We start from the raw sequence: 26,583 nt of genomic DNA, 5'->3' as shown, positions 1-26,583 counted from the left end.
GATCAACATCCCGCTCAAGGCCTCCGATAATCATCGGAAACACAATGGACCCAACCCCCGGTCGGTGGGGTCCCTTTTGGACGCCGATCACCCCAGAAGCGGGGTCCTTATTCCACGCCGAACAACAACAAGGCCGACGCCGTCCCTCAGGACCGAGAGCTTCTCGCGCTCATCCCGGTTGAGATGGCTCAGGCCGGATCGGCGCAGGATGTCGTCATGCAGGCGCTTCGCGCGCGCGTCGGCGCGCCGATACGCGCGCTCGGTCAGGCGAAGCTCCTCGGCAGGGTCCGCCCGATCCTTGTCGTCCTGCGGCGGATGGGTCGCGGCGCGCCTGTCGCGTAACCGCTGCTGGACGTCGATCAGGTGCGTGCGGATCTTCTGGGGTGTCAGCGCCGGGTCGGGAAAGCTGGCCTTGACGAAGGGAAAGCGTGACATGGTCGGTCCTCGGTCGAGCCGGCCGCCTGCATTGGCGGCCGGGCGTCCGGCCGGATCAGCGGCGCGGAGGCTGGATTTCGGAAAGGACCCGGGTCGGTGGGACTTTCATCTCCGCCGGCCCCGCAGCCGTCAAGCCTGGCGCCGGTCAGGCGGGGAATGAGGGCATGCGATCCGGCGTTCAAACGGGGTCTTGTTCATCACATTGATAATAAATGAAAATCCGAAAACAAGCGCCGCCAGTGGCAATTTTACGGTTGCCAGAAAGGAAGAAAACCCGCCTCAAAGGAAGTTTTATGCGTGCCGGAACAACAATCAGACCGTGTCGAGGTAAAGCTCGACCGTTTCTTCGTCAGACAGTTCGGCCATGTAGCGCAACTCCTGGCGTTTGGTCATCACCAGATTCTCGATCAGATGCGCGGAAAAGATGCGCTTGATCTCGGCGCTGTCGGCAAAACTCGCGATGGCCTCGCCCCAGGTGGCGGGCAGCTGCGCCAGACCTTGGTCATATGCGTTGCCCGTGACCGGCGGCGGCGGCTCGGCCGCGTCCTCGATCCCGTTCAGCGCCGCGCCAAGGACCGCCGCGACCGTGAGATAGGGGTTCACGTCGCCGCCCGCGACCCGATGTTCGATCCGCCGCGCCTTGGGGCCGGATGCGGGAATGCGGATCGCCGAGGTGCGGTTCTCATAGGCCCAGCCGATGCCGGTCGGCGCGTGCGAATCCGGCACCAGCCGGTCATAGCTGTTCTCATGCGGGGCAAAGAGCAGGGTCGAGCCGGGCATGGCCGCAAGGCAGCCCGCCACCGCATGGCGCAGCACTGCCGAACCCTCATCCCCGCCATTGTCGAAGATATTGGCGCCGGTCTGGTCCAGAACCGAAAAATGCATATGCATGCCCGAGCCGTTCCAGTCCTCATAGGGTTTGGCCATGAACGAGGCTGCGAACCCGTATTGCCGCGCCAGCCCCTTGACCAGCAGCTTGAACAGCCATGCGTCATCGGCCGCCTTGAGCGGGTCGGGCTGATGCATCAGGTTGATCTCGAACTGCCCCAGAGCGGCCTCGGATATGGCAGTGTCGGCGGGGATGTCCATCGCCTCGCAGGCATCGTAGAGCGAGGTGAAAAACCGGTCGAAGGCGTCCAGCGCCCGCAGGCTCAGCGTCTCGGCCCCGGTGCGGCGCTTGCCCGAGCGGGGGCTGGGCGGCACGCGCAACTGCCCGCCGCTGTCGTCGATCAGAAAGAATTCCAGCTCGGTCGCGACGACCGGGGTCAGCCCGGCCGCCTTGTAGCGATCCACCACCCGCGCCAGCGCCTGACGCGGGTCGCCGTCATAGGGGCGGCCATCGGGATGGAACATCCACAAGGGCAGCAGGCCGGTCGGCGCCTCGAGCCAGGGCATGGGCATGAAGCCGCGCTCGGTCGGCAGCAGCAGCCCGTCGGGATCGCCGGCCTGAAAGACCAGCGGGCTGTCCTCGATATCCTCGCCCCAGATATCCATGTTCAGCACGGAATAGGGAAATTTCGTGCCTTCGCTCCAGATCTTGTCGGCGAATCTCGCGGGCATGCGCTTGCCACGCGCGACTCCGTTCAGATCGGCCGCGGCCACGCGGATGGTCTTGACCTCGGGATGCTCGCGCAACCATTCCATGCTTCACCTGACGAGATTGGGCCGGTAGCGCAGCCTGGTGGCAGCGCCCGGCAGATGGCGGTTCAGCCGCCGGTTGAAGATGCCGAAGATCGCGATCAGGCACAGCGTGACCAGGATGAAATAGCCCGCGACGATCGGATAGGCGACAAAGGGATTGAAGGTCTTGTCGGCGAAGTAATTCGCGTAATACAGGCTGTCGCCCTGCTGCCTGAAGGCCGGGAAGCTGGAGAAATAGACCAGCGTCGTGGCGTGGAACAGAAAGATCGCCTCATTGGTATAGGCGGGCCAGGCCAGCCGCATGGCATGCGGCCAGACGATGCGGCGATAGCGGCTCCAGCCGCTCATGCCATAGGCGTCGGCGGCCTCCAGCTCGCCCTTGGGCAGGTTGCGCAGCGCGCCGTAGAAGATTTCGGCCGAATAGGCGGCGGTGTTCAGCACCAGAACCAGAAGCGCGCCGGCCCAGGCCTTGGTCACCCAGCTGGTCTGGATGGTCAGGCCAAGGATGTCGATGCCCGCGCGCGGCAGCATGACCAGCGCCTCATAGACCAGAAAGAACTGGATGAAGAGCGGGCTGCCGCGAAAGACGAAGATGAACCACTCGGCCGGTTTGCGCAGCCAGGGATTGCGTCCGATCTTGGCCACGGCCAGCGCATTGGCCAGGAAGAACCCGCAGAACAGTGCCAGCACGCCGAAGTAAAGATTCCAGATCAGCCCCGATCCGATCAGTGTGATCTGCTGGCACAGGGTGAAATCGCTGCGTGGCAGCATCCACTCGCCCAGGCCGATCGAGCGCAGGGCATAATCCTGAATGGTCTGCAGGCACTGGTTCATGTCGCGGCCTTCCGCATCGCCTCGCCGGCGGCCGTGGCCTGACCCGACGAAAGCCGGCGGCGGATGCGATCGAAGATCCGCTCCGAGCCCCAGGTCATCAGCAGATAGAAGGCAAGGATGGCGAGGAAATAGTAAATCCGCCAGTCGCCATGCGGATAGGAATAGGCGCTGGTCTTGGAGGCGCCAAGCTCGCGCGCCCAATAGACGATATCCTCGACGCCCAGCACAAAGAGCAGCGGCGTGGCCTTGATCAGGATCATCCACAGATTGGCCAGGCCGGGCAGGGCATAGGTCCACATCTGCGGGATCAGGATGCGCCGGTTCACCTGTCGCGGACTCATGCCATAGGCCTCGGCGGTTTCCAGCTGCGCGCGGGGCACGGCGGTCATCGCGCCGTAAAGCACATTGGCCGCGAAGGCGCCGAAGACGATGGCAAAGGCGATCACCGCCAGCGCGAAGCCATAGGTCTGGTGGACCCATTCGGGGGAACTGGACAGCGGCAGCTTGGCCGCCGTGCAGACCACGAATTCATTGCCCTGCCGGATCGGCACAGACGGGTCGCAGTAAAGCCTGGCGCGCAGCCATTCGAACGCCTGATCCAGCGCGATGGGCACGAACAGGAAAAAGATGATGTCGGGCACGCCGCGCACCATCGAGGTATAGATGCGCCCGAACCAGCGCAGCGGCGCAAGGCGCGAGCGCGAGGCCATGGCCCCGCCAAAGCCGAAAAGCAGCGCCACCGGCGCGGTGACCGCAAGCAGCACCAGCACCGTCCCGAAGGACAGGTAGAACAGCACATGCTTGCCCGAGGTGAGATAGCACATCAGCCATGTCAGCCCTTCAAGCGTTTTCGGATCGGCGCAGGATGCGATCATGGACCCCCGGATGTTTCCTGATTGCGGCGTCGCCGGCGGTCATGCCGGCGAAACGCCCCGCCCGGAGGTGCCGGGCAGGGCGCGGAGCTTGTCGGATCAGTAAAGCACGCCCTCTTCGCCGAACCATTTCGAGATCAGCTGGTTCAGCGTGCCGTCGTCCTTCATCGAGGTGATGGCCGCGTCGAACTTGGCCTTGAGCTCGGTATCGGACTGGCGCAGCGCCATGCCGATGCCTTCGCCCAGCGGAATATTGTCCTGGCCCTCGACCCAGACCATGGCGCCGTTCGATTCGTTCACGATCGGTACCAGAAAGTCGCGATCGGCAAAGACCGCCTCGGCCTGACCGTCGCGAACCGCGCCGACGGCCTCGTCCGGGGTGGCGAATTCCAGCAGCCTGGCCCCGGATTCCGCGACATATTGCGCCTGGATGGTGCTGATCTGCGCGGCGACGACCGCGGTCGTCACATCCACCCCGGCATCCGGCGCGGCATAGGCCGAAGCGGTGGGCGGGATGTAGTTCTGGGTGAAGGCGACCGATTGCTTGCGCTCTTCGGTGATACTCATGCCGGCCATGATGGCGTCATAGTTGGAACTGTTGAGGTTCGAGATGATCGAATCCCAGTCGTTCTTGACCCAGGTGCAGTCAAGCTCGGCGCGCTTGCACAGTTCATTGCCCAGCTCGACCTCGAACCCGTCCACCTCGCCGGCATCGTTGACGAGGTTGTAGGGAGGATAGGCCCCCTCGGTCGCGATGCGCACGGTCTGCGCCATGCCCATTCCCGCGCTCAGCGCAAGGGCTGCGGCGGCAAGCATCAATCTGTTCATTTCGGTTTTCTCCCGTTGGTCTTTCATTCGGCCATGCTTGCGCTCAGGAACTGGCGCAGGCGTTCGGACCGGGGCGCTTCGAAAAGCTGCGCCGGCGGTCCTTCCTCCTCGACCCGGCCCTGGTGGAGGAAGACGACGTGATCGCTGACATCGGCGGCCAGGCGCATGTCATGCGTGACCAGCAGCATGGTGCGGTGCTCGGCGGCCAGATCCTTGATGACGCGGACCACCTCCTGCTGCAATTCCGGGTCCAGCGCGCTGGTCGGCTCGTCCAGCAGCAGCGCCTTGGGCTCCATGCACAGCGCGCGGGCGATGGCGGCGCGTTGCTGCTGGCCGCCGGAAAGCTGGGCGGGCCAGGCATCCGCCTTGTCGCCGATACCGACCTTGGCCAGCAGTTCGCGGGCGCGCGTCTCGGTCTGCGCGGGGTCGCGTTTCAGCACCTGGACCGGCGCCTCCATCACGTTTTGCAGGATGGTCAGGTGCGACCAGAGGTTGAACTGCTGGAACACCATGGACAGGTTGGTGCGCAGCCGCGTGACCTGCGCGCGGTCGGCGGGCACGCGGGCCAGCCCTTCGCCGCGCCAGCGCACCGAGTCGCCCTCGAACAGGATCTCGCCCCGCTGGCTGTGTTCCAGCAGGTTGCAGCAGCGCAGCAGCGTGGATTTGCCCGAGCCCGAGGACCCGATCAGGCTGATCACATGGCCGCGCGGGGCGGTCAGGCTGACGCCCTTGATGACTTCCAGCTGTCCGTAGGCCTTGTGCAGCTCGCGGATCTCGATGACGGGCGTCTGCGCCGGTTTGGCGCTGCCTTCAGAGTGTTCAATCTGACTCATGCGCCTATGAGGCGACATTTGTCGGGCGAATGCAACGGTTTCATGATTGTCGTTTCAGGCAGTAAGGCGGGGCGGCTCATGGGTCGGGAATGCCCATGGTTTCCAGCGCGCGCTGACGCGCCAGCGCCGAGTCGCGGTCGTTGATGCCCAGCAGGCCCGCGACCAGCCGGACCAGCGCCTCTTCGTCCGCGCTGCGCTTGCCATCGGCATAGGCGACCTCCCACAGCGCGGCGATCACGTCATGGCGGTCCTGCAATTCGACCCGGTCCTTGATGATGCGGGTGAAGCGGACGGTATCGGGGGCTTCGGCCTCGATCATCTCGGCGGCGGCCCGGCGCTCGGCGGCGGTCGCGGCGTCAAGCCCCCGCCGGCGGGCAAGAACCTTATCTATGCGCAGCTTTTCGGCCTGACCGTAATGGTCGTCGGCACGGGCAAGGCGCACCAGCAGCGCGGCGATGGCGACCTCGCCATCCTGACCGGAAAGCGGGGCGGGTGTCGGGGGATCGAGAAGGCGGCTGAGAAGATTGCGAAACATGGCGGAATATTAGGGGATCGGCGCCGGATAACAATAGAGCGCCGACATGTCGTCAGGCCGGATCATGGCCTTCGGCGATCACCAGATCGACCGCGGAGCAGGGCTGACGCAGCGTCATCGCAGCCTGATATTCCGGGCTGCGATAACAGGCATGCGCGGTTTCAAGATCGGCGAATTCGACGATCACGCTGCGCGGGCGCGCATCGCCCTCGACCACCTCCTGGGGGCCGCCGCGAACCAGAAAACGGCCGCCATATTTGGCGAAGGCGGCGGCATTGGCCTGACGATAGGCCTGATATGCGGCGGGGTCGTCCACGGTGACATGGGCGATCCAATAGGCTTTGGGCATGATCGGCCTCCCTGTAGTGCCGGGTCGATCATGCGCGGTGAAGTCGCGGTTGCAAGCCCGGATCAGCGGTCAGTAGCGCTGCGGCACATAGAGTTCCGGCGGCAGGACCTCGCGCTCGTAATCGGGGTTGAAGACGCGCTCGGGCAGGTGGACCTCTTCGTGGGGCACCTCGCCATAGGGGAACTGGTCCAGAAGATGCGCGATGCAGTTCAGCCGCGCGCGTTTCTTGTCATTGCCGGGCACGATATACCAGGGCGCCTCGGGGATGTTCGTGCGTTCGAACATTTCCTCCTTGGCCTTGGTGTAATCCTCCCAGCGGACGCGCGATTGCAGGTCCATGGGCGACAGCTTCCACTGTTTCAGCGGGTCGTGGATGCGCATCAGGAATCGCATCTGCTGTTCCTCGTCGGTGATCGAGAACCAGTATTTCACCAGCCTGATGCCTGAGCGCCGCAACATGCGTTCGAATTCCGGCACGTCGTCGAAGAACTGCTGCACCTCGTCCTCGGTGGCGAATCCCATCACCCGCTCGACGCCGGCGCGGTTGTACCAGCTGCGGTCGAACAGCACGATCTCGCCGCCGGCGGGCAGGTGCGGCACATAGCGCTGGAAATACCATTGCGTCTTTTCCCGGTCCGAGGGCGCGGGCAGGGCGACCACCCGGCAGACGCGCGGGTTCAGCCGCTGCGTGATGCGCTTGATCGCGCCGCCCTTGCCGGCGCTGTCGCGCCCCTCGAACAGGACGACGACCTTTTCCCTGTGATAGGCGACCCAGTCCTGCAGCTTGATCAGCTCGGCCTGCAGGCGCAGCAATTCGCGGAAATAGACCCCGCGATCCATCTGCTCGGGATGGGTATCGCGGTAGATCTGCTTGATTTCGCGGCTGAGAACGGCGTCTTCCAGCTCGATCTCGTAATCCTCGTCGAGCGTGTCCTGAAGCTCGGCGTCGAGCCAATCCTGCGGCGCCTCTTTCTGCATGCTGGATACTCCTGTTGCGTGCTGCGGGATGTAGCCCCGCAATGTGACAATTCGGTGTCGCGGCCCGCCCTATCGCCTAGAACAGGGCGGCGCAGGCGCGGATGACGCCAAAGGCGATGCCGCCGCCATCGGCCGCGGCGACCGTGCCGCACCAGCGGCCATCGCTGGAAAACACGCTCTTGCTGCCCCTGGGGCTATAGGCGACGCGCCTGCCGTTAAGGTCGAACAGGTTCAGCGTCCCCGAGCCATTGGGGGCATAATAGCCGATCACCGAACCGTCGGCAGTAAAGATCACGCGTTTCTCGTTGGCCGGATTGGCCGGAGAATTGGCATAGGTCGTCGCGCGATTGGCCGCGCTGGCGGCCGAATTCGCCGCCGCATTGGGCGAGTTCGACTGTCTGGCGGGCGAGTTCTGCGGCGCGCCGGGTCCCAGGTCAAAGGGCAGCTGCGTCTGATCCAGCACAAAGAGCGGCGCATCCGCCAGCGCCGGCGAGGCGAGCAGGGCCAGCGATAACGCCGCGAGGCACAGCGCGGGGCGCCGGTCATGCCGCGCCCCCGCCGCGCGGGGCCGAATCTCAGGATCCCGGTGCCTCAGCCCGCGCATTCATGCCCCCTTTCACACCAGCCGCGCCCCCTGCATCGCCGCCCGCACGAAACCCGCGAAAAGCGGCGCCGGCCGGAAGGGCTTGGATTTCAGTTCGGGATGCGACTGCACGCCGATGAACCAGGGATGATCGGGATATTCGATCACCTCGGGCAGCTTGCCGTCGGGCGACATGCCCGAGAATTTCAGCCCCGCCTTTTCCAGCCTGTCACGGTATTTCCCGTCCACCTCGTAGCGGTGGCGGTGGCGGTCCTCGATCTCCAGCGCGCCGTCATAGATCTCGCTGATCTTCGAGCCCGGCGCCAGCACGGCGGTATAGGCGCCCAGCCGCATCGTGCCGCCCTTGTCGTCGGTCGGCTTGCGCTGGACGGTGTAATTGCCCTGCACCCATTCCCTGAGGTGATAGACGACCGGGGTGCAGCGGCTCTCTCCGGCCTCGTGGTCGAACTCTTCCGAGCCGGCATCGGCCATGCCGGCCAGGTTGCGGGCCGCCTCGATCACCGCCATCTGCATGCCCAGACAGATGCCCAGATAGGGCACGTCCTTCTCGCGCGCGTATTTCGCCGCCGTCACCATGCCCTCGGTGCCGCGCTCGCCAAAGCCGCCCGGCACGATGATGCCGTGATAGCCGTCCAGCAGATGCGCGCCTTCGCCTTCCAGCTTTTCGCTGTCCACCCAGTCGGCGCGCACGCGCACGCGATTGGCCATGCCGCCATGGGTCAGCGCCTCGGCGATGGATTTATAGGCGTCCTCGAGCTGGGTGTATTTCCCGACGATGGCCACGCGGACCTCACCCTCGGCATTGTTCAGCCGGTCGAGCACGTCCTCCCAGCGGGACAGATCGGGGCGCGGCGCGGGGCTGATGCCAAACGCGTCCAGCGCCGCCTGATCCAGACCCGCCCGGTGATAGGCCAGCGGCGCCTCGTAGATGGATTTCAGGTCATAGGCGGGGATGACGTGATCGGGCCGGACATTGCAGAACAGCGCGATCTTGGCGCGTTCCTTTTCCGGGATCGGCTGTTCGCTGCGGCAGACCAGCACATCGGGCGCCAGGCCAATGGATTGCAGTTCTTTGACGCTGTGCTGGGTGGGCTTGGTCTTCAGCTCGCCGCTGGCGGTCAGATAGGGCAAGAGCGTCAGATGCATCAGGATGCATTGCCCGCGCGGGCGCTCATGGGTGAACTGGCGGATCGCCTCGAAGAAGGGCAGGCCCTCGATATCGCCGACCGTGCCGCCGATCTCGCAGAGCATGAAATCGACCTCGTCGTCGCCGATGGCAAGGAATTCCTTGATCTCGTTGGTGACGTGGGGGATGACCTGGATGGTCTTGCCCAGATATTCGCCGCGACGCTCCTTTTCCAGCACGTTGGAATAGATCCGCCCGGAACTGACCGAGTCGGTCCTGCGCGCCGAAACCCCGGTGAAACGCTCGTAATGGCCCAGGTCCAGATCGGTCTCGGCGCCGTCATCGGTGACGAAGACCTCGCCATGCTCAAACGGCGACATGGTGCCGGGATCGACGTTCAGATAGGGGTCCAGCTTGCGCAGCCGCACCGTATAGCCCCGCGCCTGCAACAGCGCCCCCAGTGCCGCCGATGCCAGTCCCTTGCCAAGGCTGGAGACCACGCCCCCGGTGATGAAGATATAACGCGCCATGGGGCCCCCGTGAGTAGTCATGAACGATCGATTGCGGCCCGAATCCAGGGCGGCGTCACGGGACTAAATCTATATCCGATTTGCCTCGTGGCCGCAACGGACCGCAAGTTGTGGCAAGGGGCGCCTTCGCGCCCCCAAGTTATTGTGTCAGTTGCTGGCCGGTGCCGGGCTGTCCGCGGCAGGCGCGGGGGCTGCGGGCGGCGTGGCGGGCGCGCTGGCGGCGGCGGGCGTCTCGGCCGTCGGGGCGGTGGTCGCGGCGGCGTCCCCGGCCGCGGGCGGCGGCACCGGCTGGCCCGCGCCCGGCACCGCCGGCTGTCCGGCCCCCGGCGGCGGGGTGTAATCCTCAAGGCTGGGCATGCCGCTGGTCGGGCCCTGCTCGCGGCTGCCGATGTCCAGCTGATCGGTGATCGAGCTGCCCGAGACGTTGCGCGCCGCGATGATCGTCAGCGTCAGCGAGGTGATGATGAAGGCCACGGCAAAGATCCAGGTCAGCCGCGACAGGGCATTGGCGGCCTGCCGGCCGGTCATGACGCCGCTGCCGCCGCCGCTGCCCATGCCAAGGCCGCCACCCTCGGACCGTTGCAGCAGAACCACCCCGATCAGCAACAGGGCCAGGATCAGATGCACGGTAAGGACGACGTTTTCCACCACGGGGCCTTTCATTCAGCGACGCGCCTATCTAGTCACCAGGGCGGGGTTTGGCAAGCGGGGGCGGGCATGGGCGCGCTGATGATTCAGGGGACCGGCTCGAATGTCGGCAAGTCGCTTCTGGTGGCGGGGCTCTGCCGGGCGGCGCGGCGGCGCGGGATCGCGGTCGCGCCCTTCAAGCCGCAGAACATGTCGAACAACGCCGCCGTGGCATGCGAGGGCGGCGAGATCGGCCGCGCGCAGGCCCTGCAGGCGCTTGCGGCGGGGCTGGCGCCCTCGGTCCATATGAACCCGGTGCTGCTGAAGCCGGAAACCGACCGCGCCGCGCAGGTGGTGGTGCAGGGTCACGCCGTGACGCGCGCCTCGGCCGGCGATTACGGCGCGCTCAAGGCGCGGCTGCTGGACGCGGTGCTGGACAGTTTCGCACGGTTGCGCGCGGCCCATGATCTGGTTCTGGTCGAGGGCGCCGGCAGCCCGGCCGAGGTCAACCTGCGCGCCCGCGACATTGCCAATATGGGATTTGCGCGCGCCGCCGGCGTGCCGGTGGTGCTGGCCGGCGATATCGACCGGGGCGGCGTGATCGCGCAGATCGTCGGCACGCAGTCGGTGATCGCGCCCGCGGACGCGGCGATGATCAAGGGATTCCTCATCAACCGTTTTCGCGGCGATCCCGCGCTTTTCGATGCCGGGCGCAGCTTTATCGCAAAGTGCACCGGCTGGCCCGATCTGGGGCTGGTGCCCTGGTTCGCCGATGCCGCGCGCCTGCCGGCCGAGGATGCCGTGGACCTGCGCCGCGCGCAGGGCGATGGTGCGCTGCATGTCGTCTGCCCGATGCTGTCGCGGATCGCGAATTTCGACGATCTGGACCCGCTGGCGGCCGAGCCGGGCCTGCGGCTGAGCATGGTGCCGCCGGGGCAGGCCCTGCCGGGGGATGCGGATGTGGTGATCCTGCCGGGGTCGAAATCGACGCGGGGCGATCTGGCCTTTCTGCGGGGGCAGGGCTGGGATATCGATCTGGCCGCGCATCTGCGGCGTGGCGGGCATGTGCTGGGCATCTGCGGCGGCTATCAGATGCTGGGGCGCGTGATCCACGATCCCGAAGGTCATGACGGCGCGCCGGGCAGCGATCCGGGCCTGGCGCTTCTGGATGTCGAGACGCGGATGGTCGCCGACAAGCGGCTGACCCGGATCAAGGGGAGGGCGCTCGGGCAGCCCGTTGAAGGATATGAAATCCACATGGGCCGGACCACCGGGCCGGATTGCGCGCGGCCCTTTGCCCATATTCCCGGACCCGATGGCGCGACCAGTGCGGACGGGCGCGTCGCGGGCACCTATCTGCACGGGCTGTTCACTGGCGACGCCTTTCGCGCGGCCTGGCTGGCGCGGCTGGGCGTACGCTCGGCGCTGGATTACGGCGCCGGGATCGAGGAGGTTCTGGACAGTCTGGCCGATCATCTCGAGACGCATCTGGATATCGACCGGATGCTGGCGCTTGCGCGCGAGGCGGCTTGGCCGGCATCCTGAGCCTTCTGTATCTCGGCTTTGCTATTCTGTCCCGGTCACTTCCTTGGCCGAGGTTGATGACGGGGCGGTGCATGGCGTCTGAGCCTTGTGGCCTGACCCGGTTTACCAGCGAGCCGGCACCGTCTCTCTTTCATTATCCCGGACGGTTGAATGCGGCTGACAAGGACCGCGAAACAGAAGGACGAGAGCCTGAACACGGTATCATCCGAACAGGTCATCGGCACGGACGTTTCGCGCGACTGGCTGGACATCTGTTGCCTGCCCGATGGGAAGCGCCTTCGTTTGCCGAAGGCGCCGGATGGCCATGCCCAGGAGGCGTGCCTCGCGCGGCAAACGGACCATCGCCGGAGGACGGCGCGCTCTGCGGCATGTGCTGTTCCAGGCGGCGCTCGTCGCCGCACATAGCAACCCCATGCTCAAGGCATCCGCACAGCGGTTGCGCGAGGCTGGAAAACCGCACAAGCTCATCGTCACTGCTGTCGCCCGCAGGCTCGTCGCCATCGCTGACGCTCCAGGCAGAACCCGCAAAGTATGGGAACCTCAAGGCGGGTGGGGGATACAGTTGCTGGCGGGCGGGATTGACAAATATGTGCCCGGCGCCTTTCTGGCAACGATTGCAACCATCCGCGCCGGGGGCGCAGCCGAGATGACACCAGCCGCCCGGATCGCCGCGGCCATCACCATCCTCGATCGCATCCTCGCGGGCGAACCCGCCGAGCAAGCATTGCTGCGCTGGGCGCGCGCTGGCCGCTTTGCCGGCTCGAGCGACCGCGCTGCGCTGCGCGATCTGGTGTTCGACAGCCTGCGCAAGCTGCGCTCGCGCGCGGCACTGGGAGGCGGCATGACGGGACGCAGCCTGATGCTGGGCATGTGCCGCGAGACCGGATTGGATCCGGCGACCGTCTTCACGGGCGAGCGTTATGCGCCGATGCCGCTTGCGGCGGACGAGACCGCGATCGGTGCCATGCCCACCGCAGCCGAGGCGCTGGACCTGCCGGACTGGCTTCTGCCCGACTGGCGCCAGGCGCTTGGGCCGGAGGCGGAAAAACTGGCCTTGGCGATGCGCGAGCGGGCCCCGCTCTGGCTGCGTGCCAACCTGCTGCGGGGAACGCCCGAACAGGCGATGGCGGCTCTGGCCGGCGAGGGAATCGAGACCCGCCAAGATGCAGGTCTCGCATCGGCTCTTTCTGTCCTCTCCGGCGCAAGGCGGGTGGCGGCCTCGCAAGCCTATCGCGACGGGCTGGTCGAGTTGCAGGACCTGTCGCCGCAACTGGCCTGCAGCCTTTTGCCGGAACGGGGCAGCCTGCTGGACTATTGCGCGGGCGGCGGCGGCAAGGCGCTGGCGCTGGCCGCGCGCGGGCTGTTCCCTGTCACGGCGCATGATGCGGATCCTGGGCGCATGGTCGATCTGCGCGTGCGGGCCGTTCGGGCGGGTGCCCGCATTCGTATCGTCGAGCCCGGCAGGCTGACGGGAAGCTTCGATCTGGTCGTGGCCGATGTGCCCTGTTCAGGCAGCGGCACCTGGCGGCGCACGCCGGATGCGAAATGGCGGCTGAGGCCCGCTGATCTGGCGCGGCTGGCCGCGCTGCAGGCCAGAATTCTGGACGAGGCGGCGGAATTTGTGGCGCCCAAAGGGGCGCTTGCCTATATGACCTGCTCGCTGCTTCGGGCGGAGAATCAGGATCAGATCGCAAAATTCACGCAGCGAAGGGCCGGTTACGAACTGGTCGAAGAGCGCATGTTTACGCCGCTGAACGCATCGGACGGGTTCTACCTGTGCCTTATGCGCCGCCATTAACGGCGTGTTAACCGGCATGCGCTATTCCGAGCGGAAACGGCTGATCGCGAGGGGTTTGATGGTTTCGGAGCGGGCAGAGATCCTGCGCTCGGCGCAGCTGATGGTGCCATTTCTCGCGCTGCCTGTCGTGGTCGGCGCCCTGTGGCTGGCGCTTCGTCCCGAAAGCATGCAGGGCGGCTTGACGCTGCTTGTGGCGGGCGGGGCAAGCATGGCCTGGTATTTGCTGGGCGGCGTGATCTCGGCGCGGGATATCCAACGCGGGCTTGGGGTCAGGCGTGATCTGGGACGGATGATGCCGCGCATCTTTGAGCACCGGGGAGCGGCTTTCGGCGTGGGGCCCGATGGCGTCATCCTGGCCCAGAACGAGCTTGCGCTGACCCTGATCGGTGATCTGATCGGCCGGCGTGTTCAGGATCTGCTGGCGCAGCGCCATGCCGATCCGAACAGGAACTGGCACGATATCGGCGTCGCTCTGGCCCGGAACGGCCGGTTTCACGCCGATCTGGGCGGATCGGGAAATTTCCGGATCCGGCGTGACGCGGGCTCACTGGTGCAGTTCTGGCATATCGACACGCAAGAGGCCGAACTGCCGCCGACCGTTCTGCCGGCACAGGAAAGCCGCGCCGATTTCGACGAACTGCCCGTTTCCATTCTGATACTGGACCCTTCGGCCACGATCATCCGCGCCAATGATGCGGCGCGGGAGATGATGGGCGGTCGTGCGCTGACGGGGCAGCCGCTCTCTGCCCTGCTGGACGGGCTTGGACGCGAATTGGGTGATTGGGTGGCCGATGTCGGCGCCGGTCGCACCAGCGGCGGCTCGGAAGTGTTACACCTCAAAGGGGACGGTTCGCAGCGTTTCCTGCAGGTCAGCCTGACCCGTGGACGGGGCGATTGGGTCACCGCCGTCCTGTCCGATGCCAGCGCCCTTAAAACGCTGGAGGCACAGTTTGCCCAAAGCCAGAAAATGCAGGCAGTAGGCCAGCTTGCCGGTGGAATAGCACATGATTTCAACAATCTTCTGACCGCCATCACCGGGCATTGCGATCTGTTGATGCTGCGCCATGACAAGGCCGATCCCGATTACGCCGATCTTGATCAGATCAGCCAGAACGCGAATCGCGCGGCGGCTTTGGTGCGGCAATTGCTGGCCTTTTCGCGCAAGCAGACGCTGAAGCCGCAGGTCATGGATCTGCGCGACACGCTTTCGGACCTGACGCATCTGCTGAACCGGTTGGTGGGGGAGCGGATTGTCCTGACCTTTGATCACGACCCGGCGCTGCGCATGATCCGGGCCGATCGGCGGCAGCTTGAACAGGTGATCATGAATCTTGTCGTCAACGCGCGCGATGCGATGCCGCAGGGCGGCGATATCACGATCTGTACCGACAATGTCCGGCTCGAGACGGGAACCGCGTTCGGCCGTGCGACCCTGCCTGCGGGTGATTATGTTCGCGTGCAGGTGCGCGATCAGGGTTGCGGTATCGCCGCCAGCGATCTCGCCAAGATTTTCGAGCCCTTCTTTACCACGAAACGCACCGGCGAGGGTACGGGGTTGGGCCTGTCCACCGCCTACGGCATCGTCAAGCAAACGGGCGGATACATCTTTTGCGACAGCGCTCCGGGGGAAGGCAGCTGTTTTTCCCTGTTCTTCCCTGCGCATGACCGGGCCGAGGCCGAGGTGGATGACACCGATGCCAGGCCGCATGACGCGCGCAGGCGCGCCAGTCGCGACAGCGAGGCGTCCGTCTTGCTGGTCGAGGATGAGGCTCCGGTTCGCGCCTTCGCCAGCCGGGCGCTGAAGCTTCAGGGTTTCAAGGTGCTCGAGGCGGCCTGCGCCGAGGATGCCTTGTCACTGTTGTCCGATCAGCGGCTTTCAGTCGATGTTTTTGTGACCGATGTCGTCATGCCCGGCATGGACGGGCCGGCATGGGTGCGCACCGCCCTGCGCGATCGGCCCGAGACCAGGGTCATTTTCATGTCGGGCTATGCCGAGGACGTGTTCGCCGAGGGTCAGCCGCCTGTGCCCGGTTCGGCCTTTCTGGCCAAGCCGTTTTCGCTGTCGGACCTGACGGCAATGGTCAGCAGGCAACTCGAACTGGTCGGCCCGGTTCCTGCGAGTGAATGATAGGGGGCCGACCGCGTCGGCTCGGGAAACCGGGCGAGGCTAAAGGAATCGGTAAAGTGCGAAATCCCGGGCCATGACGGCGCGCAGGCGGCTTTCCTGTTCCGATGTCAGGCTGACATCTACGGCCGGTGGCACATTGATGCGAGGCAGGCTGATTGCGCAGTCAAGACGATCCTCGAGGAAATGGGTAAAGGTATTCATGTCTTCATAGGGGAAAATTCGGTCGACGCGGTGCTGTTCATGGGTCAGAAAGTCCGATTGCGACGTCAGATCTGCTTTTCCCGGGCAGGCATAGGCATCGGCAAAATCGGCGAAGCTGACGCCGGTCATCGCATGTTCGGGGTCATCCTCATCGTCGCGCAGGCGGAAGCGGTACCAGCTTCGCAGCCATTCCACCGGCTCGCGCATCAGGGCCACGGTGGTGAATTGCTTGCCGGTCACGGAATGCAGCCAGGGCGCGATATGCTGCCGATAGTTGCGCAGATCGGTATGCTTGAGCGCGGCGGGGCGCTGTACGGCGACATTGGCGAGCCCTTCCAGCGCGGCCTCGATCGCGGTTGAGCCGGCCTTGGGCGTCGCCAGAAATACAAGGCGGCTTTCCCAGAATATAAGCATTGTTAACGGTCCGGGATTGTTCCTCGACAGATCGCAGGGGATAGCGCCTGGCGGCTTGGGTGTAAACCGTTCCTTAACCATTGTCGTCCAGGATGAGCGAAGCAGAACACGGCTTTGGGAAGGATTCGTTAACCGGGACTTGCAAAACCCGGGAAATCGGTTCATGTAGGAACAACTCGTGAACAAAATCGCGGGCGGGCACTGATTGCCCCGGCAGTCGGGGTGTGAAATAAGCATGAGGACGGCATGGCAGGGGCAACACTTTTCGAAATGAAAGACAAGAAGACGGCCGACAGGCAAAAGGCGCTGGACAGCGCGCTGGCCCAGATCGAGCGGCAGTTCGGCAAGGGTTCGATCATGAAGCTGGGCGGCGACAATCCCGTGGCCGAGATCGAGGCGACCTCGACCGGCTCGCTGGGGCTGGACATCGCGTTGGGGATTGGCGGCCTGCCCAAGGGGCGGATCGTCGAAATCTATGGCCCGGAGAGCTCGGGCAAGACCACGCTGACGCTGCATGTCGTGGCCGAGGAACAGAAAAAGGGCGGTGTATGCGCCTTTGTCGATGCTGAACATGCGCTGGATCCGCAATATGCCCGCAAGCTGGGCGTCAATCTGGACGAGTTGCTGATCAGTCAGCCCGATACCGGCGAACAGGCGCTGGAGATTGTCGATACATTGGTCCGTTCCGGTGCGGTCAATATCGTCGTGGTCGACTCGGTCGCCGCGCTGACCCCGAAGGCCGAGATCGAGGGCGATATGGGCGATCATCAGGTCGGCGCCCAGGCCCGTCTGATGAGCCAGGCGATGCGCAAGCTGACCGCCAGCATCGGGCGCAGCAATTGCATGGTCATCTTTATCAACCAGATCCGGATGAAGATCGGCGTGATGTTCGGCAACCCCGAGACGACCTCGGGCGGGAACGCGCTGAAATTCTATGCCTCGGTGCGACTGGATATCCGGCGCCTGGGGTCGATCAAGGACCGTGACGAGGTGATCGGCAACTCGACCAAGGTCAAGGTGGTCAAGAACAAGGTCGCGCCGCCCTTCCGCCAGGTCGAATTCGACATCATGTATGGCGAGGGGATCTCGAAGACCGGCGAGCTGATCGACCTTGGCGTCAAGGCCGGCGTGGTCGAGAAGTCGGGCTCGTGGTATTCCTATGGCGATGAGCGGATCGGTCAGGGGCGCGAGAATGCCAAGCAGTTCCTGCGCGATCATCCCGATATGGCCTATGCCATCGAGGACAAGATCCGCGCCAGCCACGGTCTGGATTTTGGCGCCAGCGACGATGACGAAGACGGCCTGACCGAAGATTGAGCGGAGGTCTTATAGCCTCATGAGACCGGCGCAGGGAAGTTCTTCCTGCGCCGTTTCCCGTGTGCTGCGATCCTCGACGCACACGGCCCGTGCCGGTTCAATCCGATCTTCTCAGCCGCGCCTGCATCCGCTCGGCAATGTCGTCCTGCCCCGAGGCGCGCAGGCCGGAAATGGTCCCAAGATAATCGCGTTCCTCACGGTTCTGGCTCAGTTTCGACTAGGCCAGAACGCGGTCGATATCGATGCGGAAGGCGACGATATTGTCCAGCGTCTGCTGCATGTAATCGGCCGGAGCATCGGCCATGCGCCATGGATGGCGACCGTTCACCCGCCGTTCGTGATCGCGGGTCAGCAGGCCGACCGCCGCGCGCTTGGTGCCCGACGTCTTAAGACACTCGGTTGCCTCACGCCCTACGAATATATCTGCAAGATCTGAACGTCAGAGACAGATCGATCCATTCTAAATCCAATCCACCAGATGCCGGGACTGAACACCTGGGCAGCAATACCGAGCTCATAAAACACCTAAAGTTCAAATTGCGGAAAAAACATTCTGGCGGCTGTCGAAACGCTGGTTTCAATCATTCTTGACAAGGCTGGGAAACATCGGCCTGCTCTTGAAAGCAAGCCAAGGCTCAGAAACATGTCAGACAGTCCCCAGCCCCAAAGCACGACAATCAGCGTGGTGGTGCCGGTTTATTGCGGCAGCGACTACCTGGAAGCACTGGTCGAGGCGCTCGACAGCCTGCGCCGCGAATGGCAGGCGCAAGAGGCGCCCTTCTTCCTGGCCGAGGCAATCTTCGTCGATGACGCAGCCATCGACCAGTCCGGTCCACTGATCGACCGACTGGCGGGGCAGCATCCCTGGATCGTCCCGCTGCACCTGTCGCGTAATTTCGGCCAGCACCCGGCCACCATCGTCGGCATCCTGCACAGTTCCGGGGACTGGGTGGTGACGATGGATGAAGACCTGCAGCACCGGCCCGAGATCATCAAGCGACTGCTGCGCAAGGCCGTGACCGAACATTCCGACATCGTCTATGCCAAGCCCGCCTCGGCGGTGCACGAGGCGGCGATTCGCGACTGGACCTCGCGCAGTTTCAAGCGGCTGATGCAATGGCTGACCGACAACCCGAACCTGCCCGACTTCAACAGCTTCCGGCTGATCCGCGGCCCGGTGGCGCGGGCGGCGGCCAGCGTCTGCTCGCATGACACCTATCTGGACATCACGCTGGGCTGGTTCACCCAGAACATCAGCGTCCTGCGGGCCGAAATGAAGGATGAGCGCTATATCCGCACGAAGCGCAGCGGCTACAGCCTGAAATCGCTGTTGTCGCATGGCTGGCGGATGATCTTTTCAAGTCAGATCAAGCTTCTGCGGATCGGGTCCGTCCTGGGCCTTTCGGCGATGGTGTTTTCGGTTCTGGCGGCGGTTTATTTCCTGGTGATCCGCATCTTCTTCCCGCTGGATATCGCGGTGCAGGGCTGGACCTCGCTTTTCCTGGCCATCACCTTCTTCGGAGGTCTTTCGGCCTTCATGCTGGGAATCGCGCTGCAATACCTGTCCTCCATGATTCTCAAGGTCCATGGCAAGCCGACATTCTTTACCATCGACCGCTCGGGGGACGTGCCGGCCGCGCAATGGCTGGAGCAGCACCCGGACCCGCAGCCATGAAGCTGCTCCAGGCCAAAGAGCGGGACGGGCTGTCGGTCCTGATGTTCGGCCTGGGCCTGATCGGCGGCGCGGTGGACCGCTCCCTGCAGTTGCGGTGGCGCGCGCGCGAGCAGCGATTTCCCTATGACTGGCATGACAGCAGCCTGCGGCAGGCGCAGCGGGCAGCGATCCGGGCCGCACTGCCGACCCGGGGCAGGATTGCCATGGTCTGGACCGGCGGCCAAAGCGGCTTTGCCGCGACCGAGGCCGGGATGGCGCAGGAAACGGCTCTGGTCACTGAGCTGGTCGACATGGCCGAAGCCCTGGCACGGGACGGGCGGCCGGTCGATTTTCACATGCTGAGTTCGGCCGGCGGGCTGTTCGAAGGCCAGACCCATTGCAGCGGCGGCGTGCCTCATCCCGTGCGCCCCTATGGCGAGGGCAAGCGTCAGCAGGAGGAGATTCTTGCCCGCGCTGTCGGGCTGAACCGGCGCCGCGTCTATCGGCCAAGCTCGGTCTATGGCGTGACCCGCTCGCGCCGGGTCGGGCTGGTCACTGCCCTGATCTCGAACGCGATGCGGGGCGGAACGACCCGGATCTTCGGCAACCAGAACACGCTGCGTGATTATGTGCTGGTCGATGACATCGGCCATTATATCGCCCGCAGCATCCTGCAATCCGGCAGCGGCGGGCCCATCGAGGCGCTGCTGCTGGCCAGCGGCCGCCCGGCCTCGGTCTTCGAGGTGATCCAGCGCATCACTGAGCGAATGGAGCGGCCCCTGCTGTTGCAGTTCGATCCGCACCCTTCGAATGCTCAGGACATGAGCTTCCTGCCTTCGGCCCTGCCCGCGGACTGGCAGGCGACGCCGCTTCCCAGCGGCATTGCGGGCATCGTGACATTCCTCCGCAGCGGTCCAGCCTGAAGGAGATCGCCTGATGACCATGCCTTTCCCCGCACAGAGCCGCGCCGGAGCCGGCCCTGCGTTCCTGCGTCCCGCCCTGGCCCTGCTGTGGCTGGTTTTGACGCCGGTGCTCTGTATCCTCTATCTCAAGATCGAACCTTCGCCGGATCAGGCACAGTTCGACTATATGGGCTGGCTGGCCACGCAGGGCCGGCCGTTCTATGCCGGCAGCTTCGATATGAACTGGCCGGGCGCGATGCTGCTGCACGAGGCGGCAATCCGGCTGTTCGGTCCGGCCGGCTGGTCATGGCACCTGCTGGATTTCCTGTTGGTCCAGCTTGCGGCGATGGCGGCGGGGCTGTTCCTGTGGCGCGCCGGTTTCCGGTTCGCGCCCTGGATCGTGCTGGTGCTTTATCCCCCGCTCTATGTCACTGCCGGAGCGTGGATGGCCGGGCAGCGCGACATCGTGGCCATGGGCCTGCTGATCATGGCCTGTTGCGCCATGCTGGCTCCGGCGCGGCGCGAGCGGGGGGCGCTGATTTCTGCCGGGGCGCTGGTGGCCTTTGCGGTGCTGATCCGCCCCACCTACCTCTCGGTGCTGGTGGGGCTTCTGATCCTTGAGGCGCTGCCGCGCGACTGGCTGGGCCAACCCCGGCGGGACGGCATCCTTGCCCGGCTGCTGGCGCTTGGAATGGGTTTTGCGCTGGTGATCCTGGCGGTGTTGGCCTGGGCGGTGGCGGTCGGCAATCTGGACGACTGGTACCAGCAGTCGGTGATGTTCACTTCGCAGGTCTATTACGGCGAACCGCCGATGGATCTGACCCAGACCCTGATCACGCTCTTCACCCGCTGGTGGCACTGGCTGAGCCTGGGCGGGCTGGTCGGGCTGGTGCTGTGGGTCCTTCGCGACCGGGGCGTCCGCTATCCGCTGGCCCTGTTGCTGGGCCTCGCCTGCGCCATCCTGCTGTCCTTCTTTGCCCAGAACAAGGGCTTTGGCTATCATATCGCGGGCTTCGTGCCGCTGTTGGCGATGCTGATGGCGGTGGCCATCGACCAGCTGGCCGCCCGGGCGGTCGCGGCGCGAAACCAGCGTCTGCGCTGGCTGGCTGGCGGCGCTGCGATCGCGCTGGCGGGGCTGGCCGCACTGGGGACTGTCAACAAGATCGCCAGCAATTCCGGACTGTTGCGCGATTACTGGCAGAACGGCCTCGCCCCTGTGGCCGGCGGCTACGGCATTCCCGCAGAAGACCAGGCCCGGATGATCCGGATCATCCAGGCCGAAAGCACCCCGGAGGATACGCTGGCGCAATACGGCACCGCCCATCATATCCCCTACCTGGCCCGGCGGCTGCCGCCCCATCGTTTCATCACCCCGGCGATCGAGTTGATGAACCAGGAGTTCGCGCTTTACCAGCCCTGGCTGGCCGAGATTCGCGACGGGTTGCGTGCCCGCCCGCCAGCCTTCGTGCTGATTACCGGAATAGCACCTGTCGCGACCGAGGCAGGGCTGCTGTCCGCCCCGGACAACACCACGCCCGCGCTGGCCGAGCTTCTTGCCTTCATGGGCGATGATTACGCGCCGCGGGTGCAGGGCGATTACGGCGCGCTGTTCCAGCGGGTGGCGCGATGAGCGGGGCCTGGGCGGCGGCCCGGCAACCGCTAAGCTTCCTGGCGGTCGGCGCCTCGTCGACCGGGCTTTATTTCCTGCTGTTGTGGCTGCTGCGGGACCGGGTGGACAGCATCCTGCTGTTGACCGGCGTCTGTTACGCAGTCAGCATGATCTACAACTACCTGCTGCAGAGCGGGCTGACTTTCCGCGCGGGCCCGCCGACCCGGCGCAGCGTCTCGCGTTTCGTGGTCATGCACCTGGGGGCCATGGCGCTGAACTCGCTCCTGATGGCGGGCCTGGTCGACTGGCTGCGGCTGGAGCTATTCAAGACGCAACTGGTGGTGACAGGTTTCATTTCCGCGATGATCTTCCTGGTCTCGAAACACTGGGTCTATCGGCGATGACAGGCAGGCCAGCCTCGCGCAAATAATCGAACCGGTGGCACGCCCGTGCCTCATTGTCGATAAGCAGTTTGCGGGCCGGTTCCGCCGCGATATGGCAGGCTCACGTTCAAGGTCTTCTGCCGGCGGCACAGGGTGCTCAGATCGGGTGCAGCCCAGTCCATACCCGAGCAGCTGCAACAGACTCTTGAGGAAACCCGTGGTCTGACGCAGCGGAATTCCAGACAGGGCTCTCAGCGTCAGGCGCGTCTGGATTGCGGCGTCACTGAACCGATGCTGCTGGCCGCGCTTGCCACTTGGCGAAGGCGTCCGGATCATCCCGGGGTCGAGCCCGATCGAAAGCGATCCGCGCTGCTTCACGCGGTGTCGTGCGAAGGCCTGTTTCCGGCCTTGTACTTCGCAGGGGGCCAACTGCACATGCCCCCAGCTATCGTGCTGGACTCATCGGCTGAATCCCAAAAACGATTTGCGCGGCAAAGCCGGCATCCTTCGTCGGCGAAGACAACCTGTCCAGCACGAGATAGCGCCCTCTGGCCGGCTTGGCCGTCATGCTCTCGACATCGGTCCGAGGCCAAAGCGCATGCGCATGACGCCCAAGGCCACGCCGCCCGTGTCCTGATCGGAGGGCAAAGCCGCGCAAGGCCGCGTATCTGACCCCGCGATCTCTCAGGCAGCCTCGACGCGTCTGGCGCGGGCGATTTCCTCGGCCGTCAGCGGGCCGGGGAAATGGCAGGCGGTCAGGTGGTCGTCGCCGGTCAGCGCCGGCACTTGATCGGCGCAGGCGGGTTGCGCGCGGGGGCAGCGGGTGCGGAAAACGCAGCCCGATGGCGGCGCCAGCGGCGAGGGCAGATCGCCCGCCAGCGGCACCACATGCGCCACCGCGTCGAAATCCGGATCGGGCACCGGCACCGCCGACAGCAGCGCCTGGGTATAGGGATGCTGCGGATCGGAATAGAGATCGTCCGACGCGGCGATCTCCATCACCTTGCCCAGATACAGCACCATCACCCGGTCGCTGATATGCCTGACCACCGACAGGTCATGCGCGATGAAGACCAGCGCGAGGCCCAGTTCGCGCTGCAGCCGGATCAGCAGGTTGATGACCTGCGCCTGGATCGAGACATCCAGCGCGCTGACCGGCTCGTCGCAGATGATCAGTTTCGGCTCGACGATCAGGGCGCGGGCGATGCCGATGCGCTGGCACTGGCCGCCGCTGAACTCATGCGGATAGCGGTTGATCTGGTTCGGCAGCAGCCCGACCTTCTGCATCATCGCCCGGACCCGGTCCTTGACCTCGGCGCGGCTCAGGCCGGGGTGATGGGTGGTCAGCGGCTCGGCGATGATCTGGCCCACGGTCATGCGTGGGTTCAGGCTGGCCAGCGGATCCTGGAACACCATCTGGATGTCGGCGCGGTATGTCATCATCTGCCGTGGGGTCAGCGCCAGCAGGTCGCGGCCGTCGATCCATTCTGCCTGCCCGGTCGCCGGGACAAGACCGATCAGCGCCCGCGCCAGCGTCGATTTCCCGCAGCCGGATTCGCCCACGACGCCCAGCGTCTCGCCCGGGTTCAGGGTGAAATCGACGCCGCCGACCGCATGCAGCGCACGGGGCGGCGTCCAGGGCAGGCCGCCCTCGCGCCGGATATGGAAGGTCACGCGCAGGTCGCGCACATCGAGCAGGGGTCTGGTCATGGCTTGTCCAACGTGCTGGGGGAAGCGCCGGCGAAAGCAGCGACGGGCATAATTGCCTCATCCTCGGCCAGATGCACGGTCTCGCGATGCGCCCGCAGATCGGCCAGCGGCGCGAAGCAGGCCCGCGCGCGCGCCTCGGCAAAGGGATCGAGGGCCGGGTCGCTGGCGGCGCATTCGTCGCGGCGATAGGGGCAGCGCGGCTCGAAGGCGCAACCGGGCGGCGGGCGGGTCATGTTCGGCGGCGCGCCGGGGATCGCCGCCAGTTCCTCGTCGTCGTGATCGATGCGCGGGATCGCGGCCAGCAGGCCCTGCGTATAGGGATGGGCAGGGTCGTGAAACAGCGGCCCGACCGGGCCGGATTCGCGGATCCGGCCGCCATACATGACCGCCACCCGCTCGCAGGAACCGGCGACCACGCCCAGATCATGGGTGATCAGGATCATCGCCATGCCGAATTCGCGCTGCAGATCGGCCAGAAGCCGCATGATCTGCGCCTGCACGGTCACGTCCAGCGCCGTTGTCGGCTCGTCCGCGATCAGCAGTTGCGGGCGGCACAGCAGCGCCATGGCGATCATCACCCGCTGCCGCATCCCGCCGGAAAATTCATGCGGGTACAGCCGCACCCGACCCTTGGCATCGGGGATGCGGACCGCGTCCAGCATCCGCACCGATTCGGCCACGGCCTCGCGCCGCGACATGCCCTTGTGCAGGGTCAGCACCTCGGCCATCTGGTCGGCCACCCGCATATAGGGATTGAGCGAGGTCATCGGATCCTGGAAGATCATCGCGATCTTCTCGGCCCGGATGCGGTTCAGCAGCCTCGGGGGCGCGTTCAGGATCTCCTGCCCGTCAAAGCGGACGCTGCCGCTGGCGCGGCCGTTCCGCGCCAGCAACCCCATGATGGCGAAGGACAGCTGCGATTTGCCGCTGCCGGATTCGCCGACCACGCCCAGCGTTTCGCCCGGATCGACGCGCAGGCTGACATGGTTGACGGCGCCCACCTCGCCGTCATTGGTCTGAAAGCGCACGCAGAGGTCGTTGATCTCCAGCAGGGCCATGTCAGCGATCCTTCGGGTCGAGCGCGTCGCGCAGGCCGTCGCCGACGAAGAAAAAGCCGAACAGCGTGATGCAGAAGAAGAACAGCGGAAAACCCAGCTGCCACAGCGTGCCATAGGCCATGGTCGCCGCCCCTTCCGAGATCAGCGCCCCCCAGGAGGTCAGCGGCTCCTGCACGCCAAGGCCCAGAAAGCTGATGAAGCTTTCGGTCAGGATCATCAGCGGCACCAGCAGCGTGGCATAGACCGCGACCACGCCCAGCAGGTTCGGCACGATATGGCGCAGGACGATCTTCCATGCCGGCACGCCGGTCGCCCGCGCCGCCTCGATGAATTCGCGGTTCTTCAGGCTCAGCGTCTGGCCGCGCACGATCCGGCTCATGTCCAGCCAGGAAATCAGCCCGATGCCCAGAAACAGCATCGCGATGGATCGCCCGAACATCACCAGCAGCAGGATCAGCACGAACATGTAGGGAACCGCCATCAGGATATCGACGGCGCGCATCATGAACTGGTCGGTGCGCCCGCCGACATAGCCGGCCGTCGCGCCGTAAAGCGTGCCCACGACCACCGCGATGGCGGCGCCGACGACGCCGACCATCAGGCTGATCTGGGTGCCCTGCACGGTGCGCGCATAAAGGTCGCGGCCCAGATCGTCGGTGCCGAAATAATGGCCGTTCTCGACCGAGGGCATGCCCATTGTCGCCACCTGACCCATGACGTTGAAGTCCAGTTCCTCGTTCGACCAGACCGCAAGGCTGTTGCCGAACAGCGCGAAGAGCGTGACCAGCATCAGGATCACCAGCCCCGCCATCGCCGCCCGGTTGCGCAGGAAGCGCTTGCGGGCATCGGCCCAGGGGCTGCGGCCCCTGACCTCGTCCTCGGCCATGCGCGCGGCCAGGGACTGCATCTTCTGCTGTTCGATCACCATGGCCCTAATACCTGATCTTGGGGTCGATCCACGCATAGAGGATATCGACGATGAGGTTGAACAGGATGGTCAGCGCGCCAACGAGGATCGTGACCCCCATCATCACCGCGTAATCGCGGTTCAGCGCCGAATCGACAAAGGCCTTGCCGATGCCGCCGGTCGAGAAATAGATGTCGATCACCACCGAGCCGGTGATCATCGACACGAAGACCGGGCCGAGATAGCTGATCACCGGCAGCATGGCGGGCTTCAGCGCGTGGCGGATGATCACCCGATGTTCCGGCATGCCCTTGGCGCGGGCGGTGCGGATATGGTTCGAGCCCAGCACCTCGAGCATTGAGGAGCGGGTGATCCGCGCGATCGAGGCCATGTAGCTGGTCGCCAGCGCGATCACCGGCATGACCCAGAACGAGGGGTCGGAAAAGCTCCAGCCGCCGCCGGGCAACAGCCGCCAGCTCAGCGTGAACAGCAGCACGAGGATCGGCGCCATGACGAAATTCGGCAGCACCTGCGCGCCGATGCTGATGCCGACGGCCAGGTAGTCCAGCCAGCTGTTGTGCCAGATCGCCGCCACCACCCCCAGCGACACGCCGAAGACGATCGCGGCGATGAAGCTGAGAGCCTGATCGGAAATGAGTTGGGTGATTTCAGCGAGTTATGATTCTGTTTGTTTGTGAGAACGAACGGAGATCATGATGCCCTGGACCGAAATCACCCGGAAACGATACGAGCGCAAAGCGGCTC

At 65.1% G+C, this 26,583-nt stretch carries 25 protein-coding genes and 2 pseudogenes; 8 read left to right on the top strand and 19 right to left on the bottom strand.

The window, feature by feature from the left end:
• Positions 1-87: 87 nt before the first annotated feature.
• From IT41_RS17005 to secG, 12 genes are all read right to left on the bottom strand, one after another.
• A complete protein-coding gene (locus tag IT41_RS17005; RefSeq protein ID WP_036743624.1) occupies positions 88-435 on the bottom strand; it encodes a hypothetical protein in 348 nt (115 codons plus the stop codon).
• 312 nt (positions 436-747) lie between these two features.
• A complete protein-coding gene (locus IT41_RS17000; protein ID WP_036743622.1) occupies positions 748-2,079 on the bottom strand; it encodes a glutamine synthetase family protein in 1,332 nt (443 codons plus the stop codon).
• Positions 2,080-2,082: 3 nt separating this feature from the next.
• A complete protein-coding gene (locus IT41_RS16995; RefSeq protein ID WP_036743620.1) occupies positions 2,083-2,910 on the bottom strand; it encodes an ABC transporter permease in 828 nt (275 codons plus the stop codon).
• Entirely contained in the window at positions 2,907-3,785 is an 879-nt protein-coding gene (locus IT41_RS16990; RefSeq protein ID WP_036743618.1) for an ABC transporter permease, read from the bottom strand. Before IT41_RS16990 ends, IT41_RS16995 begins: the two co-directional genes overlap by 4 nt.
• A gap of 96 nt (positions 3,786-3,881) precedes the next feature.
• Positions 3,882-4,610, bottom strand: a complete 729-nt coding sequence (locus IT41_RS16985; protein WP_036743636.1) for a transporter substrate-binding domain-containing protein — start codon at positions 4,608-4,610, stop codon at positions 3,882-3,884.
• A gap of 23 nt (positions 4,611-4,633) precedes the next feature.
• Positions 4,634-5,443: an ABC transporter ATP-binding protein gene (locus IT41_RS16980; protein WP_036743616.1), complete on the bottom strand. Its 810-nt coding sequence runs from the start codon at positions 5,441-5,443 to the stop codon at positions 4,634-4,636.
• A 76-nt stretch (positions 5,444-5,519) separates the two neighbouring features.
• Positions 5,520-5,978: a tellurite resistance TerB family protein gene (locus tag IT41_RS16975; protein ID WP_036743614.1), complete on the bottom strand. Its 459-nt coding sequence runs from the start codon at positions 5,976-5,978 to the stop codon at positions 5,520-5,522.
• A 52-nt stretch (positions 5,979-6,030) separates the two neighbouring features.
• Positions 6,031-6,327, bottom strand: a complete 297-nt coding sequence (locus tag IT41_RS16970) for a DUF1330 domain-containing protein (protein WP_036743611.1) — start codon at positions 6,325-6,327, stop codon at positions 6,031-6,033.
• A 69-nt stretch (positions 6,328-6,396) separates the two neighbouring features.
• Entirely contained in the window at positions 6,397-7,305 is a 909-nt protein-coding gene (ppk2, locus tag IT41_RS16965) for a polyphosphate kinase 2 (protein ID WP_036743609.1), read from the bottom strand.
• A gap of 76 nt (positions 7,306-7,381) precedes the next feature.
• On the bottom strand, positions 7,382-7,909 hold the full coding sequence (locus tag IT41_RS16960) for a hypothetical protein (RefSeq protein ID WP_231564799.1): 528 nt from the start codon (positions 7,907-7,909) through the stop codon (positions 7,382-7,384).
• Positions 7,910-7,921: 12 nt separating this feature from the next.
• Positions 7,922-9,565: a CTP synthase gene (locus IT41_RS16955; RefSeq protein WP_036743607.1), complete on the bottom strand. Its 1,644-nt coding sequence runs from the start codon at positions 9,563-9,565 to the stop codon at positions 7,922-7,924.
• A gap of 147 nt (positions 9,566-9,712) precedes the next feature.
• Complete coding sequence (gene secG / locus IT41_RS21920; RefSeq protein WP_269429326.1) at positions 9,713-10,216, bottom strand: preprotein translocase subunit SecG; 504 nt, start codon at positions 10,214-10,216, stop codon at positions 9,713-9,715.
• Between the two features lie 66 nt (positions 10,217-10,282).
• Here secG and IT41_RS16945 point away from each other — a divergent pair, with 66 nt between their 5' ends.
• The 3 genes from IT41_RS16945 to IT41_RS16935 all read left to right on the top strand — a co-directional run bounded on the left by IT41_RS16945 (position 10,283) and on the right by IT41_RS16935 (position 15,663).
• Entirely contained in the window at positions 10,283-11,737 is a 1,455-nt protein-coding gene (locus tag IT41_RS16945; RefSeq protein WP_036743606.1) for a cobyric acid synthase, read from the top strand.
• Between the two features lie 646 nt (positions 11,738-12,383).
• Positions 12,384-13,535: an RsmB/NOP family class I SAM-dependent RNA methyltransferase gene (locus IT41_RS16940; RefSeq protein WP_036743630.1), complete on the top strand. Its 1,152-nt coding sequence runs from the start codon at positions 12,384-12,386 to the stop codon at positions 13,533-13,535.
• A gap of 58 nt (positions 13,536-13,593) precedes the next feature.
• Positions 13,594-15,663 (top strand): ATP-binding protein, encoded by a 2,070-nt coding sequence (locus tag IT41_RS16935; RefSeq protein ID WP_036743628.1) that lies wholly within the window; start codon positions 13,594-13,596, stop codon positions 15,661-15,663.
• 39 nt (positions 15,664-15,702) lie between these two features.
• Here the strand turns inward: IT41_RS16935 and IT41_RS16930 are convergent, their stop codons facing one another.
• The gene (locus tag IT41_RS16930) at positions 15,703-16,278 is read right to left on the bottom strand and encodes a sulfotransferase family 2 domain-containing protein (protein WP_036743604.1); all 576 of its coding nucleotides are present in this window, start codon (positions 16,276-16,278) and stop codon (positions 15,703-15,705) included.
• 246 nt (positions 16,279-16,524) lie between these two features.
• Here IT41_RS16930 and recA point away from each other — a divergent pair, with 246 nt between their 5' ends.
• Entirely contained in the window at positions 16,525-17,595 is a 1,071-nt protein-coding gene (recA, locus tag IT41_RS16925) for a recombinase RecA (RefSeq protein ID WP_036743602.1), read from the top strand.
• 217 nt (positions 17,596-17,812) lie between these two features.
• On the opposite strand, the gene IT41_RS21740 is transcribed toward recA, so the two are convergent.
• Positions 17,813-17,947 carry an FMN-binding negative transcriptional regulator gene (locus IT41_RS21740; protein ID WP_231564801.1) on the bottom strand — a complete coding sequence of 45 codons (135 nt, stop codon included), beginning with the start codon at positions 17,945-17,947 and terminating at the stop codon, positions 17,813-17,815.
• A gap of 291 nt (positions 17,948-18,238) precedes the next feature.
• Here IT41_RS21740 and IT41_RS16915 point away from each other — a divergent pair, with 291 nt between their 5' ends.
• Genes IT41_RS16915 through IT41_RS16900 form a run of 4 tightly spaced genes read left to right on the top strand, consistent with a single transcriptional unit; the run spans position 18,239 to position 22,164 of the window.
• Entirely contained in the window at positions 18,239-19,270 is a 1,032-nt protein-coding gene (locus tag IT41_RS16915) for a glycosyltransferase family 2 protein (protein ID WP_081967603.1), read from the top strand.
• Complete coding sequence (locus IT41_RS16910; protein WP_036743599.1) at positions 19,267-20,172, top strand: NAD-dependent epimerase/dehydratase family protein; 906 nt, start codon at positions 19,267-19,269, stop codon at positions 20,170-20,172. Before IT41_RS16915 ends, IT41_RS16910 begins: the two co-directional genes overlap by 4 nt.
• A gap of 13 nt (positions 20,173-20,185) precedes the next feature.
• Entirely contained in the window at positions 20,186-21,781 is a 1,596-nt protein-coding gene (locus tag IT41_RS16905; RefSeq protein WP_036743597.1) for a hypothetical protein, read from the top strand.
• Entirely contained in the window at positions 21,778-22,164 is a 387-nt protein-coding gene (locus tag IT41_RS16900; protein WP_036743595.1) for a GtrA family protein, read from the top strand. Before IT41_RS16905 ends, IT41_RS16900 begins: the two co-directional genes overlap by 4 nt.
• Before the next feature lie 71 nt (positions 22,165-22,235).
• Here IT41_RS16900 and IT41_RS21730 read toward each other — a convergent pair.
• From IT41_RS21730 to IT41_RS16880, 5 genes and pseudogenes are all read right to left on the bottom strand, one after another.
• Positions 22,236-22,580: pseudogene (locus IT41_RS21730) on the bottom strand (transposase); the annotation flags it as partial.
• A 247-nt stretch (positions 22,581-22,827) separates the two neighbouring features.
• Positions 22,828-23,853: an oligopeptide/dipeptide ABC transporter ATP-binding protein gene (locus IT41_RS16895; RefSeq protein WP_036743593.1), complete on the bottom strand. Its 1,026-nt coding sequence runs from the start codon at positions 23,851-23,853 to the stop codon at positions 22,828-22,830.
• Complete coding sequence (locus IT41_RS16890; protein WP_081967601.1) at positions 23,850-24,911, bottom strand: oligopeptide/dipeptide ABC transporter ATP-binding protein; 1,062 nt, start codon at positions 24,909-24,911, stop codon at positions 23,850-23,852. Before IT41_RS16890 ends, IT41_RS16895 begins: the two co-directional genes overlap by 4 nt.
• Before the next feature lies 1 nt (position 24,912).
• Positions 24,913-25,839 (bottom strand): ABC transporter permease subunit, encoded by a 927-nt coding sequence (locus IT41_RS16885; protein WP_036743591.1) that lies wholly within the window; start codon positions 25,837-25,839, stop codon positions 24,913-24,915.
• A gap of 4 nt (positions 25,840-25,843) precedes the next feature.
• Positions 25,844-26,455 (bottom strand): annotated as a pseudogene (locus tag IT41_RS16880) (ABC transporter permease subunit); the annotation flags it as partial.
• Positions 26,456-26,583: the final 128 nt, after the last annotated feature.

This window comes from Paracoccus halophilus, from assembly GCF_000763905.1.
Taxonomy (GTDB): domain Bacteria; phylum Pseudomonadota; class Alphaproteobacteria; order Rhodobacterales; family Rhodobacteraceae; genus Paracoccus; species Paracoccus halophilus.
Note: the sequence above shows the minus strand (reverse complement) of the source record. Positions and strands in the feature narration are given on the sequence as shown.